A 16,737-nucleotide genomic window follows, 5' to 3' on the forward strand; every position below is an offset into this window, starting at 1 on the left:
AGAATGAAAATATTGATTGCTGAGTATGCAGGTTTTTGCTTTGGAGTAAAAAGAGCTATTGAAACTGCATATCAGGAAATTGAAAAAGGTGATGGAAAGAAAATATATACTTTAGGTGAAATTATTCATAATCCACAAGTTATATCGGACTTATCGAAAAAAGGGGTTAATGTTATTGAAGAAGAAGAGCTGGATAAATTGACTGAGGGCGATAAATTAATTATCCGAAGTCATGGGGTGTCTAAAAAATTATACGACTTTCTCGCTAAAAAAGGAGTTGAAGTCATAGATGTTACCTGCCCATTTGTAAAAAAGATCCAAAATATAGTTTATGAGTACTACCACAAGGGCTACTCTATTATCATTGTAGGAGATAGAAATCATCCAGAAGTAATAGGAGTAAACGGATGGTGTGATGACACCGCTTATGTGGTAAATTCAATTGAAGAAGCTTATGAATTACCTCAATTAGAAAAGGCATGTGCAGTTGCTCAAACTACTCTCATTGAAAAGCATTGGAAAGATATTTTAGAAGTAATAAAGCTAAAAGTTAAAGACCTTATTTTTTTTAATACTATATGCGATGCTACACAAAAAAGACAAGATGCTGCTGATGAGCTTTCAAAAAAGGTAGATGTAATGTTTGTAATTGGGGGGAAACATAGTTCTAATACTCAAAAACTAAAAAAGATATGTGAAAAAAATTGTAAAAACACTTTTCATATAGAAGATGCAGAGGAATTGACTCTTGAGATGGTAAAAGACCATGAGATTATAGGAGTAACAGCAGGAGCTTCAACCCCCGATTATGTGATAGAAGACGTGATAGAGAAAATTAGATTTTTAAAAGGGGAAGATGGGGATGAGTGATTTTTTAGAAGGTTATACTTTTAAGACGTTGCGACCTGGAGACATTGTCAAGGGAGAAGTGATAAAAGTTTCTGATGAGGGGATTATTGCAAATATTGGCTATAAATCAGATGCTTTTGTGCCTAAAAATGAACTTTCTTTAAATCCTAATTTTGATGTAAAAAAGACCTTCAATGTTGAGGATGAGTTAGATTTATATATAATAAGTGTGGAAAATGATGAAGGAAATGTATTAGCCTCTAAAGTTATGGCTGATGATAAGCTGAGCAGAGAAAAAATTGAAAAAGCCTATAAAAATAAAGAGATAATTGAAGGAGAAATTATTGAGGTTGTAAAAGGCGGAGTGATTGCCTACTCATTAGGAGCTAAGGTTTTTATTCCTGCTTCTCAACTGGAATTACATTATGTCGATAAATTAAATGAATATTTAGGTAAAACTTTGCGGCTTCGAATAATTGAGTATATTCCCGGCAAGAAGATTGTTGGATCTCAAAAAGAAGTACTGAAACTAGAAAGAGAAAAAGTTAAAAAAGCGCTTTTATCTAATTTGAAAGAAGGAGACATAGTAGAAGGAAAAGTAAAAAACATAATAGATAAGGGAGCTTTTGTAGACATAGGAGGTTTTGATGGTTTTATCCCTCTAAGTGAAATTAGCTGGGAAAGAATTAAAAATCCGCGAGAAGTATTGGGAATTGGAGATAAAGTCTCGGTTTATATATTAAATGTGGATGAAAAAAAAGAAAAAATTACTTTGAGCCTGAGAAAAGTATTGCCAGATCCGTGGGAGAATGCAGAAACAAAATATCACGAAGGAGACGTGCTAAAGGGAACTGTTACTAATATTACGCCTTTTGGAGTATTTGTACAGCTAGAACCAGGGATAGAAGGATTGATTCATAAAAATAATTTAGAAAATAGTATCAAAACATACAAAATAAATGATACTATAAAAGTAGAAATATTGAATATAAACCAACAAGATAAAAAAATAAATCTTAAAGAAGTGCCTCTTGAAGAAGGAGATATTCCAGAAATAGAGCATCAAGAGCTTAGAATCACCTTGGGAGAAATATTTAATAAAAATTTTTAAACTGTCATGTAAAAAACCTTGACAAAAGAAAAAAATCTGCTAAAATTAAAATCATTGAATGTATACATTATTTTAGTAAAGGAGGCACGATACAAAATGAATGCTTTGGGTCGCCACATTTTGGCAGAAATTTATGGGTGCGATAGCAATATTTTAGACAACTTGGAATTAATCGAAGACATAATGGTTCAGTCTGCAATAGTGACAGGTGCAGAGATACGGGAAGTTGCTTTCCATAAATTTAATCCCCAGGGCGTAAGCGGAGTAGTGGTCATATCAGAATCTCATATAACTATCCATACTTGGCCAGAACTGGGTTATGCCGCGGTTGACGTATTTACTTGTGGTGATGATGTCAATCCGTGGGATGCCTGTAACTATATAGCGAAAATGTTAAGAGCACAAAACATGACTGCAACAGAGGTCAAACGTGGAGTCTTTGAAAAACCAGTGAAGGTGGTTAATTACTGATTAAACTTCAAAATATGAAGGATCTGGTTTGTTTGTGGCTTTTAAAGCCACTTTTTTCTATAATTAGGGGTGAACATATTTATGGTAGGTTATGAGGACTTTGTTAAAAAAATACATAAATTGACTGGAATAGATTTATCTTTATACAAAGAAAAGCAGATGAAAAGAAGATTAGAATCTTTAATCACTAGTCACAAATTTAGCTCTTATGAGGAATATTTTAATGAACTCTCTGTTAATAAGACATTATATGAAGAGTTTCTAAATTATATTACTATTAATGTGACAGAATTTTTTAGGAACCCTTCACAGTGGGAAATCTTAGAGAAAGACCTTTTACCTGACATTATAAAAAAAAGTTTTAGAGTCTGGAGTGCAGCTTGTTCTACTGGAGAAGAACCTTATTCTGTAGCCATGCTTTTAACAAAGTTTATAGATTTAAAAGATGTGACAATTATTGCTACAGACATAGATGGAAGAGTATTGGAAAAAGCTAAAAAAGGTATATATTCGGCTGAGAGTGTAAAAAAAGTACCTCAAGAATATTTAAAAAAATTCTTTAGAAAAATTGATGACAAAAGTTATCAGATAAGTGAAGATATTAGAAAAAGCGTACAATTTGAAAAGCATGACTTGTTAAATGATGAATATCCTAAAAATATAGATTTATTAATTTGTAGAAATGTGTTAATATATTTTAATGATACAGCTAAAGATAAAATATATAAAAAATTTTATGAGTCTTTAAATGATAACGGTATATTTTTTGTGGGTAGCACAGAGCAGATAATATTGCCATGTAGATACAATTTTGAACCAATTAAAACTTTTTTCTACAAAAAAATTATTCCACAGGGATAAAAGAGGTGTTAATAATAATGCCTACCAATATTTATGTGACTGAAGAAGAATTAAAAAAACAAGAAAAAATAATGAAAGAAATTGCAGAAGAAAATAAGGGTAAAAACCTTTATTATCACATTGAAACTTACGGCTGCCAAATGAATGTCCATGATTCGGAGAAATTGGCAGGTATGCTAGAAAAGATGGGATATAAATATACTGAAAATCTGGAACAAGCTGATGTTTTACTTTTTAACACTTGTGCTGTAAGAGAACATGCTGAAATAAGAGTATTGGGAAGAGTATCACAAATGAAAGAATTGAAGGCTAGAAATCCTAATTTAATTATTGGTGTATCTGGCTGTATGATGCAAGAAAAAAATGTAGTAGAAGCTATTAAAGAAAAATATTCCTATATAGACATTGTTTTTGGCACTCATAATATATATAAATTTCCACAGCTTTTATGGGAGGCTTTGAACTCTCAAGATATAGTTATAGATATTATAGAAGATACAAAAAATGTAATTGAAGAGTTACCTGTCAAAAGGGACAGCAATTTAAAGGCATGGGTTAATATTATTTATGGTTGCAATAATTTTTGCACCTATTGCATAGTACCCTATACAAGAGGCAGAGAAAAGAGCAGAAAGCCAGAAGATATAATAGCAGAAGTAAAAGAATTAGCCCAAAAAGGGTATAAGGAAATCACTTTATTAGGGCAAAATGTAAATTCTTACGGAAAAGACCTTGATGAAGATATAACTTTTGCAAAACTACTTTACAAGCTAAATGATATTGAAGGAATTGAGAGAATAAGGTTTATGACCTCTCATCCTAAAGATATTTCCGATGAATTAATATATGCCATTAGGGATTTAGATAAAGTTTGTGAACATTTGCATTTACCTGTACAAGCTGGTAGCAACAAGATTTTAAAAAAGATGAATAGAAAATACACCAAAGAACACTATTTAGAAATTATTGACAAAGTAAGAAGTAACATTCCAGATATTGCGATAACAACAGATATAATCGTAGGTTTTCCAGGTGAAACAGAAGAAGATTTTTTGGAGACGTTGGATTTAGTAGAAAGAGTGCGATTTGATGCCGCTTATACTTTTATTTACTCTAAAAGAGCAGGCACTGTTGCGGCAAATATGCCAGACCAAGTAGATGATGCTGTAAAACATGAGCGTTTAGAAAGACTTATAGAGTTGCAAAACAAAATCAGCTTAGAAAAAAGTGCAGAATTGAGAGGAAAAATTGTGGAAGTATTGATAGAAGGAATTAGTAAAAGAGACAGTAATAAATTGACCTCTCGAACTCGAACCAATAAAGTAGTCCACTTTGTGGGAGATGAAAGCCTTATCGGCAAACTTGCTAATGTTAAAATAACTGAAACAAAGGCTTGGACAATGCAGGGAGAATTAGTAGAAGTTATAAGATAAAACTGCGCCTATATGGGCGCTAATTTTTATGATATAATAAAGAGGAGTCGGAGGTGCAAAAAAATGGCCGTCACTCCAATGATGGAACAATACCTTAAAATAAAAGAAAAATATAAAGATGCAATACTCTTTTTCCGCCTAGGAGATTTTTATGAGATGTTTTACGAAGATGCGGAAATTGCTGCTAAAGAGCTTGAAATAGCTTTGACAGGGAGAGACGCAGGAACGGAAGAAAGAGCCCCAATGGCTGGTGTTCCTTACCATGCAGCAGACTTTTATATAGACAAGTTGATAAAGAAAGGATATAAAGTTGCTATTTGTGAGCAATTAGAAGACCCTGCAAAAGCAAAAGGATTGGTAAAAAGAGATGTAGTAAGAATATATACTCCGGGGACAATAATAAATCCTGAATCAATGGATGAAAAAACAAATAACTACCTTGTGTCTGTTTTTAAAGGAAGGGACAATTATGGAATTTGTGCTGTTGATGTAACAACGGGAGATTTATACGCTACAGAACTTAAAAATTGTAAAGACATTAAAAGAGTTTATGATGAAATAACAAAGTATGCTCCTTCAGAAATAATCGCTAATGAAGATTTTTTAAAAAATAATAAATACATAAAAATTTTCAAGAATAATAACTGTGCTGTAAATATCTATGAAAAGCAGCTTGACTATGAAGAAAAAATTAAATTAATAGAAACTCAATTTAATAAAAAATCCGAAGAATTAGGTATAAAAGATAAGCCTTATATGGCTAATTCGTTAGCGGCTCTTTTTAGCTATTTACAAGAATTACAAAAAACTGCTTTAAAGCATATAAACAAATTGCTTATATATGAAGATAACTCCTATATGGGATTAGACAGCAATGCAATAAAAAATTTAGAAATATTAGAGTCTAATAGAAACAAGTCAAAAAAAGGCTCTTTATTAGGAGTTTTAGATAAAACTGTAACTCCTATGGGAGGAAGGCTTTTGAAAAAATGGCTGGAAGAGCCTTTGCTTAACAAAGAGCACATTGATGCTCGACTGGAGGCAGTTGAAGAACTTTTTAATGATTATAAAAATCGCCAAGATTTAAAACAATTTTTAAACAAAATATACGATTTAGAAAGATTGGCTAGCAAAATTGTCTACCAGAGTATTAATCCAAAAGATTTTATTTCTATAAAGCTATCTCTGCAAAATTTGCCTTACATCAAAGAAATATTAGAAAAGTTCAATTCAAGGCTTTTAAAAGAGATATGCGAGAAATTTGATACTTTACAAGATATATACGAATTAATAGATAAGTCGATAAAAGATGACCCTTCTACTCAATTAAAAGAAGGAAATATCATAAAAGACGGGTATAATGAAACAGTAGATAAGCTAAGAAAGGCTTCAACAGAAGGTAAAAATTGGATCGCAAATCTTGAGGCTGAAGAAAGAGAAAAAACAGGCATTAAGAACTTGAGAATAGGTTACAACAAAGTTTTTGGCTATTATATTGAAGTTACAAAATCTAATATACCACAGGTTCCTGAAAGATACATACGAAAACAAACTTTGGCAAATGCAGAAAGGTATGTGACACCTGAGCTTAAAGAAATAGAAGAGACTATATTAGGAGCAGAAGAAAAATTAATTGAGCTTGAATATCAGCTTTTTAACGAAATAAGAGAAAAAGTAGAACTACAAATTGTAAGAATACAAAACACAGCAAAATATATAGCCACAATAGATGTACTCATTTCCTTTGCAGAAGTTGCGGAAACAAATAGATATATAAAACCGATAGTAGATTATAGTGACAGAATAGTCATCAAGGAAGGGAGACATCCAGTAATAGAGACTATTTCTGATGAATCTTTTGTAGCAAATGATATAGATATTGGTCCTGAAAATCCTATCATGATAATAACGGGACCTAATATGGCTGGTAAATCTACTTACATGAGACAGGTTGCTTTAATTGTACTGATGGCGCAGATAGGCTCCTTTGTCCCTGCTTCTTACGCTAAAATTGGAATTGTAGATAAGATCTTTACAAGAGTAGGAGCATCCGATGACATCTTTGCAGGACAGAGTACTTTTATGGTGGAAATGTCTGAAGTGGCAAATATATTAAAATCTGCCACTAGTAAAAGTTTGATAATACTAGATGAGGTAGGAAGAGGTACAAGCACTTATGATGGTATGAGTATAGCTCATGCAGTTATTGAATATATTCATGAAAAGATAAAGGCTAAAACTTTGTTCGCTACTCACTATCATGAATTGACAAAACTTGAAGGCAAGATGAGGGGAGTCAGGAATTATAATGTTTCAGTAGAAGAAAGAGAAGATGACATAATATTTTTACGAAAAATAGTACCTGGTGGCGCTGATAAAAGCTATGGAATACAAGTTTCAAAATTAGCAGGACTACCTTATAGCATTGTTGAAAGAGCAAAAGAGATATTGAACAGTTTGGAAAGTGATAAGGTCATAAAGTCCGAATTAGAAAATGCATCACAGCAACTTGCCTTTACTCAAATAGATATTTTTTCTACGGCAAAGGATTCGCTAATTGATGATATAGCCAGTTGCGATGTGGACAACATGACTCCTATTCAAGCTCTAAATTATTTATATGAATTAAAGGAGAAGGCAATCTCCTTGAGGAGCGGAGTATTATGAATAAAATTCATCTTTTAGATGAAAAGACAATAAATAAAATTTCTGCAGGAGAAGTTGTTGAAAGACCTGCCTCTATAGTGAAAGAATTAATTGAAAATTCTATTGACGCTGGAAGCAAAAATATTACAGTGGAAATTTTAGAAGGTGGCATTCCTTATATAAAGGTATCTGACGACGGTTGTGGAATGAATGAAATAGACGCTATTTTAGCTTTTGAAAGGCACGCCACCAGCAAGATAAAATCTGACAATGACCTTTATAGTATAGGGACATTAGGTTTTAGAGGAGAGGCCTTAGCTAGTATTGCGGCAGTTTCCCATGTAACTTTACAAACTAAAGAAGAAGGAGCTTTATTTGGTACTAAAGTTGTTGTGGAAGGTGGGAAGGTAATAGAAAAAACTACTTGTGGTTGTGCAAAAGGATGTAGTATTGAAGTAAGAGATGTGTTTTTTAATACGCCGGCACGAAGGAAGTTTTTGAAACGTCCTTCAACAGAAGCTATGTATATAACCGATGTTGTAACTAAATTGTGCCTTTCCCATCCTGAAGTTTCTTTTAAATATGTAAAAGACAGGAAACTACAGTTTATAACATCAGGCAATGGAAATATAGAAGATGTAATATTAAGGCTTTTTGGAAATGAAGTCTACTCTTCTCTTATGTCAGCTTCTTTTGAAAGTGAAGATTTGAAATTAAAGATTTTAGCAGGTAAAAATTCTTTAAATTATTCAAATAGGAATATGCAATTTTTCTATGTAAATGGAAGATACGTAAAAAATAAGACCCTTACAGCTGCTATCGATGAAGCTTTTAAGACTTATATACCTGTAAACCGATATCCTGCTGTTTTTTTGTACATGGAAATAGACCCAAGGCAGATTGATGTGAATATACATCCTTCAAAATTAGAGATAAAATTTTCAGATGAAAGAAGAATTTTTGAAGCTGTTTATAAAACTATAAAGGATAGCCTTCATAAATACAACTTGATACCAGAAGTAAAAATTGAAGAAAAGAAAAATATCTTTGAAATTGAAACTCCAACTATTTCAGCTGAGCAGACAAAATTATACTTGACTTCTTCTGATAAAGAATTAGAAGAGGAAAAAAAGAAATTTGACAATGAATTAAAAGGTAAGAATGTTTTTTTAAAAGATAATGTATTAAAAGAAAATAGTAAAAATAGTAGTTTAGATAACCATTTGGCTGTTTATGAGGAATATGAATATGAATATGAAAAAGAAGAAGTAAATAAAAATGACCTTGCTAAAAAAATAAGTGATATAAGAATAGTGGGCACATTATTTTCTACTTATATAATCGTAGAAAAGGAAGATGTATTCTATATAATTGACCAACATGCTGCCCATGAAAGGATTTTATATGAAAAATTTACTTCCCAATATGAAAAAATTCAAACAAGGCAGGTAACATTTCCTATTGTAGTAGAGTTACAACCAGGAGATTTAGAACTTGTTAATCAAGAAAAAGAGCTTTTAAATAAATTAGGTTATGCATTTGAGGAATTTGGGAACAATTCTATAATATTAAGAGAAGTGCCTGTAATTTTAGGACAGCCAGAAGCAAGGCAGTTATTTATAGATATAGTGGAAAAACTTAAAGATAAGGAACTTATCAATAAAATATCCTTAAAAGAAGAAAATATTATAATGATGGCTTGTAAAGCTGCAGTAAAAGCTATGGATAATTTATCTGAAAGAGAGATTTATAAACTCTTTGAGGATTTGAAGATTACAGAAAATCCTTACACCTGTCCTCACGGAAGACCTGTTATAATCGCTATAACAAAAACTCAGTTAGAAAAGATGTTTAAAAGAATTATGTAATATAAGGGTGATGGGATGGCTATACAAATTGTGCTTATTGTTGGGCCCACAGCCTCTGGCAAGTCTAAATTAGCAGTAGACGTGGCAAAAGAATTTAATGGAGAAATCATTTCTGCTGATTCTATGCAAGTTTATAAGTACATGGATGTTGGTACAGCAAAAATTACAAAGGAAGAAATGCAAGGCATCCCTCATTATTTGATAGATATTGTAGAGCCAAATCAAGAGTTTAGTGTAGCAGAATATGAAAAAAGAGCGAAAGAGATTATAAAGGATATTTACAAAAGAGGGAAACTTCCTATAATTGTAGGGGGAACTGGTTTATATATCAATTCAATAATTTACATCATGCACTTTTCTGATTTTGAAGGAAGCAAAGAATTTAGAGAGAAAATGAAAGAATTAGCAAATACTTATGGCAGTCAATATCTTTATGAGAAGTTAAAAAGTGTGGACCCAGAGGCAGCAAAAAAAATACATTCAAATGATATTAGAAGAATCATCAGAGCTTTAGAAGTTTATGAATTTACAGGCAAACCTATTTCTTACTATCAAAAAATGAGTGGTATGCGTTTAAATCTAAAGTATCAGCCTATAATGATAGGGCTTAATTTCAGAGACAGACAAATTTTATACGATAGAATTAATCAAAGAGTAGATGAAATGATAAAAAATAATTTGGTTGAAGAAGTGGTAAACTTGCTAAAAATCGGGTATAATAAAGACAGTACTGCTATGCAGGCTTTAGGATATAAAGAAATTGTCGAATATTTAAAAGGAGAGAGTTCTTTAGAAGAAGCTGTTGAAAAGATTAAAAAAGGGACAAGGAGGTATGCAAAAAGACAGATCACCTGGTTTAAGGGTTATAACTTTATCAAATGGTTTTTTGTAGATGACTATAAAAATTATGAAGAACTCAAAAAAAATATTATTAAATATTTAGCAGGAAAATTAAATTTTTGATAGAATATAACTAATGATACATATTAAAGAAGGGGGATAAAGATGGCAAGTTCAAAAGCAGCTATTAATTTACAGGATATCTTTTTAAATCAAGTGAGAAAAGAGCATGTACCAGTAACTGTCTACTTAATCAATGGATTCCAATTAAAGGGTTTAGTGAAAGGATTTGATAATTTTACGGTGGTGTTGGAGTCAGAGAACAAACAGCAACTTCTTATCTACAAGCATGCTATTTCGACAATTACACCCCAAAAGCCTGTAATCTTCTCTGCTTCTGATAAGGATGAGAAGAAAGAAGAGTAAAAACAAAAAAACAGTATTAGGGTAACTAATACTGTTTTTTTGAAATAACAAAGTAGGGGAGTTTTTCAAGATGAAGATTGGTTTTATAGGAGTCGGCAATATGGGACTTGCTCTTATAAAGGGCATATTAAAGTCGGATTTTATAGACGCTGAGGATTTAATTCTTTATGATCCGGTGAAAGAAAAAACAGCGGGGTTAGAAAAAGAATTTGGTGTTATTGTTGCAAAAGACAATATTGACCTAACTGAAAAGTCAGATATTATCATTTTAGCAGTAAAACCTAATATTTACGATGCTGTATTAGAAGAAATAAAAGTAAAAGTAACTGATAAAAAAATAATAATTACTATAGCTCCGGGTATAACTATAAGTCATGTCAAAGATATTTTAAAAACGGGAAAGATAGTGAGAACAATACCTAATACTCCTGCTTTAATAGGAGAAGGTATTACTGCTATAAGTTATTCACAAGAGATACAGCGAGAGGATAAAGAGATTGTGGAGAAGATTTTTAAAACCTGTGGGGAAATTGTAGAAGTAGAAGAAAAGTTAATTGATGCTGCAATGGCTGTCTCTAGTTGTAGTCCAGCATTTGTGTACATGTTTATTGAAGCATTGGCAGATGGTGGTGTACTATTGGGATTACCAAGAGATGTTGCGTATAAATTAGCTTCAAAGGCTGTAGCTGGTGCAGGTAACATGGTATTAAAAACAGGTTTTCATCCTGGCCAATTAAAAGACATGGTAACATCTCCAGGTGGTACAACTATTGAAGGTATAAGGATTTTAGAAAAAAATGCAATGAGAAGTGCAGTGATTGAAGCAGTGGCTGCAGCATATCAAAAAACAAAGGGATTGAAGTAAAAATGTCAAATAATATCGATGTTGTTGAAATATACACAGATGGAGCTTGTAGCGGTAATCCTGGTCCAGGTGGCTGGGCAGCAGTTTTACTGTACAAAGGAACAAAAAAAGAAATATCAGGATTTGAAGAAAATACTACAAACAATAGAATGGAATTAAAAGCAGTAATAGAAGCTTTGAAAGCCTTAAAAAGGCCTTGTAAAGTTAATTTATATAGTGACAGTAGTTATGTAATAAATGCCTTTAAAGAAGGCTGGCTTGAAAAGTGGCAGAAAAACAATTGGCTAAAATCAGATAAAACTCCAGTAGAAAATCAAGAGTTATGGAAGGAGCTTTTAAAGGTTTCAAAAAGACATCAAATCAATTGGATTAAAGTAAAAGGTCATGCAGATAGTGAATACAATAATTTATGTGATAGACTGGCTACAGAGCAAATAAAAAGAAATACTAAAAAGTTATAAGAGTTTTAAGCTCAAGGAATCTTAGTTTAGTAAGGTTCCTTGAGCTTTTTAATAATTTTGAACGCAGTCTCTAAAGTAGCTTGATTTAAGCATTATATGTATGGTATTATATATACAAGTAATTATACGAAATAACTATTTCGTATAATTAGAATTGTAGAAAGGAGTTTTGAGAATGTCTAATGAAATTTCTAATAATACTTCCAATAATGGTTCTATTAAATATCCCCCTCTGCTTGAAGAATTTTTAAACTACTTCTCAACTGTAAAAGCCCGTTCTTATAATACTGTAAAAGCTTATGCTTATGATTTAGTTTTGTTTTTGCGCTTTTTAAAGCAAAGACGCGGAAAAGTTAGTCCTAATGTAGAATTTGATGAAATAGATATTTCTGATGTAGATGTTGATTTGATAGAATCTGTTGATTTAAACGACTTATACGCCTACCTTAACTTTGTAGCTAACGAAAGGTCTAATACTCCCCCTGCTCGTGCTCGAAAAGTAGCAAGTTTAAGGTCTTTTTATAATTATCTTTACAAAAAAGCTAAAGTGCTAAGCAAAAATCCTACTCAAGAATTAGAGTCGCCAAAACTTTCTGTAAGACAGCCTATTTACCTCACCCTTGATGAAAGCAAGAAGCTTTTAAATTCTATAGATGGGCCTTTTAAAGAAAGAGATTACGCTATTATCACTTTGTTTTTAAACTGTGGGCTCAGAGTTTCTGAACTGGTGAATATAAATCTAGACGACATAAAAGATGATAAACTAACTGTTATAGGAAAAGGAAATAAACAAAGAACAGTTTATTTAAATGATGCGTGTATTGATGCAATAAATACATATTTAGAAGTAAGGCCAAAAGAAGGAGTCAAAGATAAAAAGGCTTTGTTTTTGAGCAAAAGGCTTAAACGCATAAGTGTTAAAACTGTACAATATACCGTAAAAAAACATTTAAAAAATGCTAATTTAGAAGGAAAAAAATATTCTGCCCATAAATTGCGCCATACAGCCGCGACTTTGATGTACAGATATGGTAATGTAGATATAAGGACTTTACAAAAGCTCCTAGGGCATTCTAACGTGTCTACGACGCAAATTTATACCCATGTAGATGATTCGCAATTAAAAGAAGCTGTAAATAAAAACCCTTTATCACAAAAGGAAGATTGAAAATAAAATTCAAGAGGAAAGATTTTCCTCTTGAATTTTATTTCGTAGCTTATTCTTCTTTGTAAATATTATTTAAAGCAATAGCTATTGCCAATTTTACTTGAGGATAAGTAAGACCACCTTGCACGTATGCGATATAAGGTTCTCTTATAGGTGCATCTGCACTTAACTCTATAGAAGATCCTTGTATAAATCCTCCTGCTGCCATTATGACTTTATCCTGATATCCTGGCATGTCCCACGGCTCAGGAATTACATGAGAGTCTACTGGGGACCCCATTTGTATTCCCTGGATGAAAGATATCAACTCTTTAGCAGTTTTAAATTTGATAGCTTGAACTATGTCAGTTCTTTCTTCGTCATATTTTGGAGTAACTTCATAGCCTAAGTCTGACATAATTTTCGCTAAAAGAGCAGCTCCTTTTAAAGCTTGTCCTACCACTTGAGGTGCAAAAAATAACCCTTGTAAAATCAATCTATTTAAATCTAAAGAAGGACCTACCTCTTTTCCTATGCCAGGGGCATATAGCCTATAAGAAGCATTTTCAACTAATTCCTTTTTTCCTACTACATATCCACCTGTAGGGGCAATTCCCCCACCTATGTTTTTTATAAGAGAACCTGCTATAATGTCGGCTCCTACTTCTGTTGGTTCTTTTATCTCAGTAAATTCTCCATAGCAATTATCTACAAATATAATTACATCTTCTTTTACCTTTTTAATTTCACTAATTGCCTTTTCTATATCTTCTATCTTCAAAGACTTTCTATAGTCATACCCTTTTGATCGTTGAATCATCACCATTTTAGTTTTTGAGGTTATTGCTTTTTTTACACTTTCTATATCTATTTTTCCATCATTAAGGAGGGGAATTTCTTTATATATAACTCCGTATTCTTTTAAACTTCCCCTCCCCTCCCCTTTTATCCCTATTACTTCTTCTAACGTATCATAAGGCCTCCCACAAGCCGAAATTAGCTCTTCATTTGGTTTTAAATTGCCAAATAGACATAATGCTATAGCATGAGTTCCAGATACGATTTGAGGCCTTACTAAAGCGTCTTCTGCGGCAAATATTCCTGCATATATTTTTTCGATTGTCTCTCGCCCGATGTCACCATATCCATAGCCAGTTGTGCCATTAAAATGGATATCGCTTAATTTGTTCTTTTGGAAATGATATATGACCTTATACTGATTGTACTCTACAGTCTTATCAATCTTTCTAAATACAGGATAACAATCTTTTTCTGCTTTTTCTATAACTTCGATTATTTTTGAGTTTATATGGAAATTGTTCTGCAAAAATTTTTTTGTGTCCATTTTCTCAGTCCTCTCTAATGTCTATACTGTCTATTGTTATTAAATCTTCTTTGGTTATATTTATTTTGTTTAAAACTCTTACAGCCTGTTTTCTAATTGCTCTTTCTATGATATTCCTTACAAGGCGCGCGTTTCCTATTTCTCTTGAATTGTCGTCACGAATCAATATTTTCATTAATTTTCTCTTTGCACTTTCTGTAAGCTTATATTGCCTGTTTTTTACCATGACTTCCGCAATCTGAAGAAGTTCATCTATAGTATAATCAGGAAAATCTATCTGGATTGGAAACCTGGAGCGAAGTCCGGGATTGGTATTTAAAAAATATTCCATTTCGTGTTTGTAACCTGCTAATATAAGTATAAATTTATTCCTATTGTCTTCCATTTCTTTGACAAGAGTATCAATAGCTTCTTTGCCAAAGTCTTTTTCTCCACCCCTTGCCAAAGAATAAGCTTCATCTACAAACAAAATTCCTCCCAAAGCTTTTTTTACATTTTCACGGACTCTGTGAGCAGTATGTCCTATGTATTCTCCTACTAGATCAGCTCTCTCTACTTCAACTACATGGCCTTTTTCTAAAACTCCTATACTTTTTAAAAGTTTTCCTAATATCCTTGCTACAGTAGTTTTGCCTGTTCCTGGATTACCTTTAAATATCATATGTAATACTATAGGTTCAGTGGCTAATCCTTCCTTTTTACGCTTTATTTGCAGTTGCGAGAAAGCGTAAATTTCTTGTATAATTTCTTTCACTTTATTAAGGCCTATCAAAGAATTTAGCTCTTTTAAAGCTTCTTCTTGTAATTTTTTATCATCTACAGTTGTTGTGACTTCTTTAGGTTTATCTTCTGACTTTTTTTCTATTTTATATCCTTCAAATTTATATCCTTCAAAGAAAACTGGCCATATTCCCATCTACCACCACATCCCAATACCATTTTTATTGTTATTCTATGATATTGGGATGTGGAAAGTGAACGAATTTTACACTTCTACTTTTGCTTCTACATCTTCTTTAAAATCTGCTAAAATAGGGTTTACAATTTCCTTAATGTATTCTTCAGTCTGGCTTACAGCTCTTCCGGTAAATTTTATAGGGTCAACTAATTCTTTAATTTCTTCTTGGGAAAGTTTAAATCTTTGGTCATTTTGTATATAATCAAGCAACCTATTTTCTTCTCCATTTTTAACTTCTTCTGCCGCTTTTAAGGAGTATACTCTTATAGCTTCATGTAACTCTTGTCTGTCCCCACCTTTAAGTACAGCTTCCATTAAAATCTTTTCTGTAGCCATAAAAGGCAATTCCGTCATCACATTTTTTTCAATTACTTTTTTGTTTACTTTTAAACCAGACGCAATGTTTATATAAAGATTTAATATAGCATCTGTGGCAAGGAACATTTCGGGTATTACAATTCGTCTGTTAGCTGAATCATCTAAAGTTCTTTCAAACCATTGAGCAGAAGAAGTAATAGATGCATTTAAAAGTGTGACAATAACATACCTACTTAAAGCTGCCATTCTCTCGCTTCTCATAGGATTTCTTTTATAAGCCATCGCAGAGGAACCTATTTGTTTTTCTTCAAAAGGTTCTTCAATTTCTCTCAAATGTTGTAAAAGCCTTAGGTCATTGCTGAATTTGTGAGCACTTTGAGCAATACCGCTTAAAACAGACAAAAGCATAAAGTCATATTTTCTCGTATAAGTTTGTCCTGTCACAGGGAAGGACTTTTTATATCCCATTTTTTCTACTACTAATCTGTCTAGCTCTTTTACTTTTTCTTCATCACCACCAAAAAGTTCCATAAAACTTGCTTGTGTACCAGTGGTGCCTTTTACTCCTCTTAACATTATGTTTTCTCTTCTATATTTTAAATCTTGTAAATCGAGAATTAAATCTTGTATCCAAAGGCATGCTCTTTTACCAACCGTAGTAAGTTGAGCTGGTTGAAAGTGAGTATAACCTAAAGTAGGTAAATCTTTATATTTTAAAGCAAATTCGGATAGAACTTTTATTACTTTAAGAAGCTTCTTTTCAATTAGCTTAAAAGCCTTATCCATCAAAATAATGTCTGTATTGTCATCTACAAAAGCAGAGGTAGCTCCTAAATGGATTATAGGTTTTGCTTTGGGGCACAAAAGACCATAGGCATGTATGTGAGCCATAACATCATGTCGAAATTCTCTTTCGAATTTTTCCGCATCTTCATAGTTTATGTTGTCTATATTTTCTTCCATTTCTTTAATCTGCTCATCTGTAATATTGAGCCCTAATTCTTTTTCGCTTTTTGCCAAAGCTACCCATAATCTTCGCCAAGTTTTAAATTTTTCGTCGTCAGAGAAGATTTGGGCCATTTCTTTGCTAGCATATCTTGTTATTAACGGATTCTGATAAGTATCTCGCATATTTACC

At 32.3% G+C, this 16,737-nt stretch carries 15 protein-coding genes; 12 read left to right on the forward strand and 3 right to left on the reverse strand.

Annotated elements, in window-relative coordinates; genetic code table 11:
• Positions 1-3: 3 nt before the first annotated feature.
• The 12 genes from EB239_RS09250 (at position 4) to EB239_RS09305 (ending at position 12,999) form a co-directional block, all read left to right on the forward strand.
• Complete coding sequence (locus EB239_RS09250; RefSeq protein WP_003870673.1) at positions 4-870, forward strand: 4-hydroxy-3-methylbut-2-enyl diphosphate reductase; 867 nt, start codon at positions 4-6, stop codon at positions 868-870.
• Entirely contained in the window at positions 857-1,960 is a 1,104-nt protein-coding gene (locus tag EB239_RS09255) for a 30S ribosomal protein S1 (RefSeq protein ID WP_003870674.1), read from the forward strand. Before EB239_RS09250 ends, EB239_RS09255 begins: the two co-directional genes overlap by 14 nt.
• A gap of 96 nt (positions 1,961-2,056) precedes the next feature.
• Positions 2,057-2,431, forward strand: coding sequence for an adenosylmethionine decarboxylase (gene speD / locus EB239_RS09260; protein ID WP_003866794.1), 375 nt, complete (start codon positions 2,057-2,059; stop codon positions 2,429-2,431).
• An 81-nt stretch (positions 2,432-2,512) separates the two neighbouring features.
• Positions 2,513-3,292 (forward strand): CheR family methyltransferase, encoded by a 780-nt coding sequence (locus EB239_RS09265; protein ID WP_003869100.1) that lies wholly within the window; start codon positions 2,513-2,515, stop codon positions 3,290-3,292.
• A gap of 17 nt (positions 3,293-3,309) precedes the next feature.
• On the forward strand, positions 3,310-4,725 hold the full coding sequence (gene miaB / locus EB239_RS09270; RefSeq protein WP_003869101.1) for a tRNA (N6-isopentenyl adenosine(37)-C2)-methylthiotransferase MiaB: 1,416 nt from the start codon (positions 3,310-3,312) through the stop codon (positions 4,723-4,725).
• 63 nt (positions 4,726-4,788) lie between these two features.
• Complete coding sequence (mutS, locus tag EB239_RS09275) at positions 4,789-7,392, forward strand: DNA mismatch repair protein MutS (RefSeq protein ID WP_003869102.1); 2,604 nt, start codon at positions 4,789-4,791, stop codon at positions 7,390-7,392.
• Complete coding sequence (gene mutL, locus EB239_RS09280; protein ID WP_003869103.1) at positions 7,389-9,239, forward strand: DNA mismatch repair endonuclease MutL; 1,851 nt, start codon at positions 7,389-7,391, stop codon at positions 9,237-9,239. Before mutS ends, mutL begins: the two co-directional genes overlap by 4 nt.
• Before the next feature lie 15 nt (positions 9,240-9,254).
• Positions 9,255-10,202, forward strand: a complete 948-nt coding sequence (miaA, locus tag EB239_RS09285; RefSeq protein ID WP_003869104.1) for a tRNA (adenosine(37)-N6)-dimethylallyltransferase MiaA — start codon at positions 9,255-9,257, stop codon at positions 10,200-10,202.
• 42 nt (positions 10,203-10,244) lie between these two features.
• Positions 10,245-10,505 carry an RNA chaperone Hfq gene (gene hfq, locus EB239_RS09290; protein WP_003869105.1) on the forward strand — a complete coding sequence of 87 codons (261 nt, stop codon included), beginning with the start codon at positions 10,245-10,247 and terminating at the stop codon, positions 10,503-10,505.
• Between the two features lie 70 nt (positions 10,506-10,575).
• Complete coding sequence (gene proC / locus EB239_RS09295; RefSeq protein WP_003869106.1) at positions 10,576-11,370, forward strand: pyrroline-5-carboxylate reductase; 795 nt, start codon at positions 10,576-10,578, stop codon at positions 11,368-11,370.
• A 2-nt stretch (positions 11,371-11,372) separates the two neighbouring features.
• Complete coding sequence (gene rnhA / locus EB239_RS09300) at positions 11,373-11,831, forward strand: ribonuclease HI (protein WP_003869107.1); 459 nt, start codon at positions 11,373-11,375, stop codon at positions 11,829-11,831.
• A 175-nt stretch (positions 11,832-12,006) separates the two neighbouring features.
• The gene (locus EB239_RS09305) at positions 12,007-12,999 is read left to right on the forward strand and encodes a tyrosine recombinase XerC (RefSeq protein WP_003869108.1); all 993 of its coding nucleotides are present in this window, start codon (positions 12,007-12,009) and stop codon (positions 12,997-12,999) included.
• Between the two features lie 49 nt (positions 13,000-13,048).
• Here EB239_RS09305 and EB239_RS09310 read toward each other — a convergent pair whose 3' ends face one another.
• From EB239_RS09310 to purB, 3 genes are all read right to left on the reverse strand, one after another.
• On the reverse strand, positions 13,049-14,323 hold the full coding sequence (locus EB239_RS09310) for a methionine gamma-lyase family protein (RefSeq protein WP_003869109.1): 1,275 nt from the start codon (positions 14,321-14,323) through the stop codon (positions 13,049-13,051).
• A gap of 4 nt (positions 14,324-14,327) precedes the next feature.
• Positions 14,328-15,239: a stage V sporulation protein K gene (gene spoVK / locus EB239_RS09315; RefSeq protein ID WP_003869110.1), complete on the reverse strand. Its 912-nt coding sequence runs from the start codon at positions 15,237-15,239 to the stop codon at positions 14,328-14,330.
• Positions 15,240-15,308: 69 nt separating this feature from the next.
• Entirely contained in the window at positions 15,309-16,730 is a 1,422-nt protein-coding gene (gene purB, locus EB239_RS09320) for an adenylosuccinate lyase (protein ID WP_003869111.1), read from the reverse strand.
• Positions 16,731-16,737: the final 7 nt, after the last annotated feature.

Origin of the sequence: Thermoanaerobacter ethanolicus JW 200, from assembly GCF_003722315.1 — a bacterium.
Lineage (GTDB): Bacteria > Bacillota > Thermoanaerobacteria > Thermoanaerobacterales > Thermoanaerobacteraceae > Thermoanaerobacter > Thermoanaerobacter ethanolicus.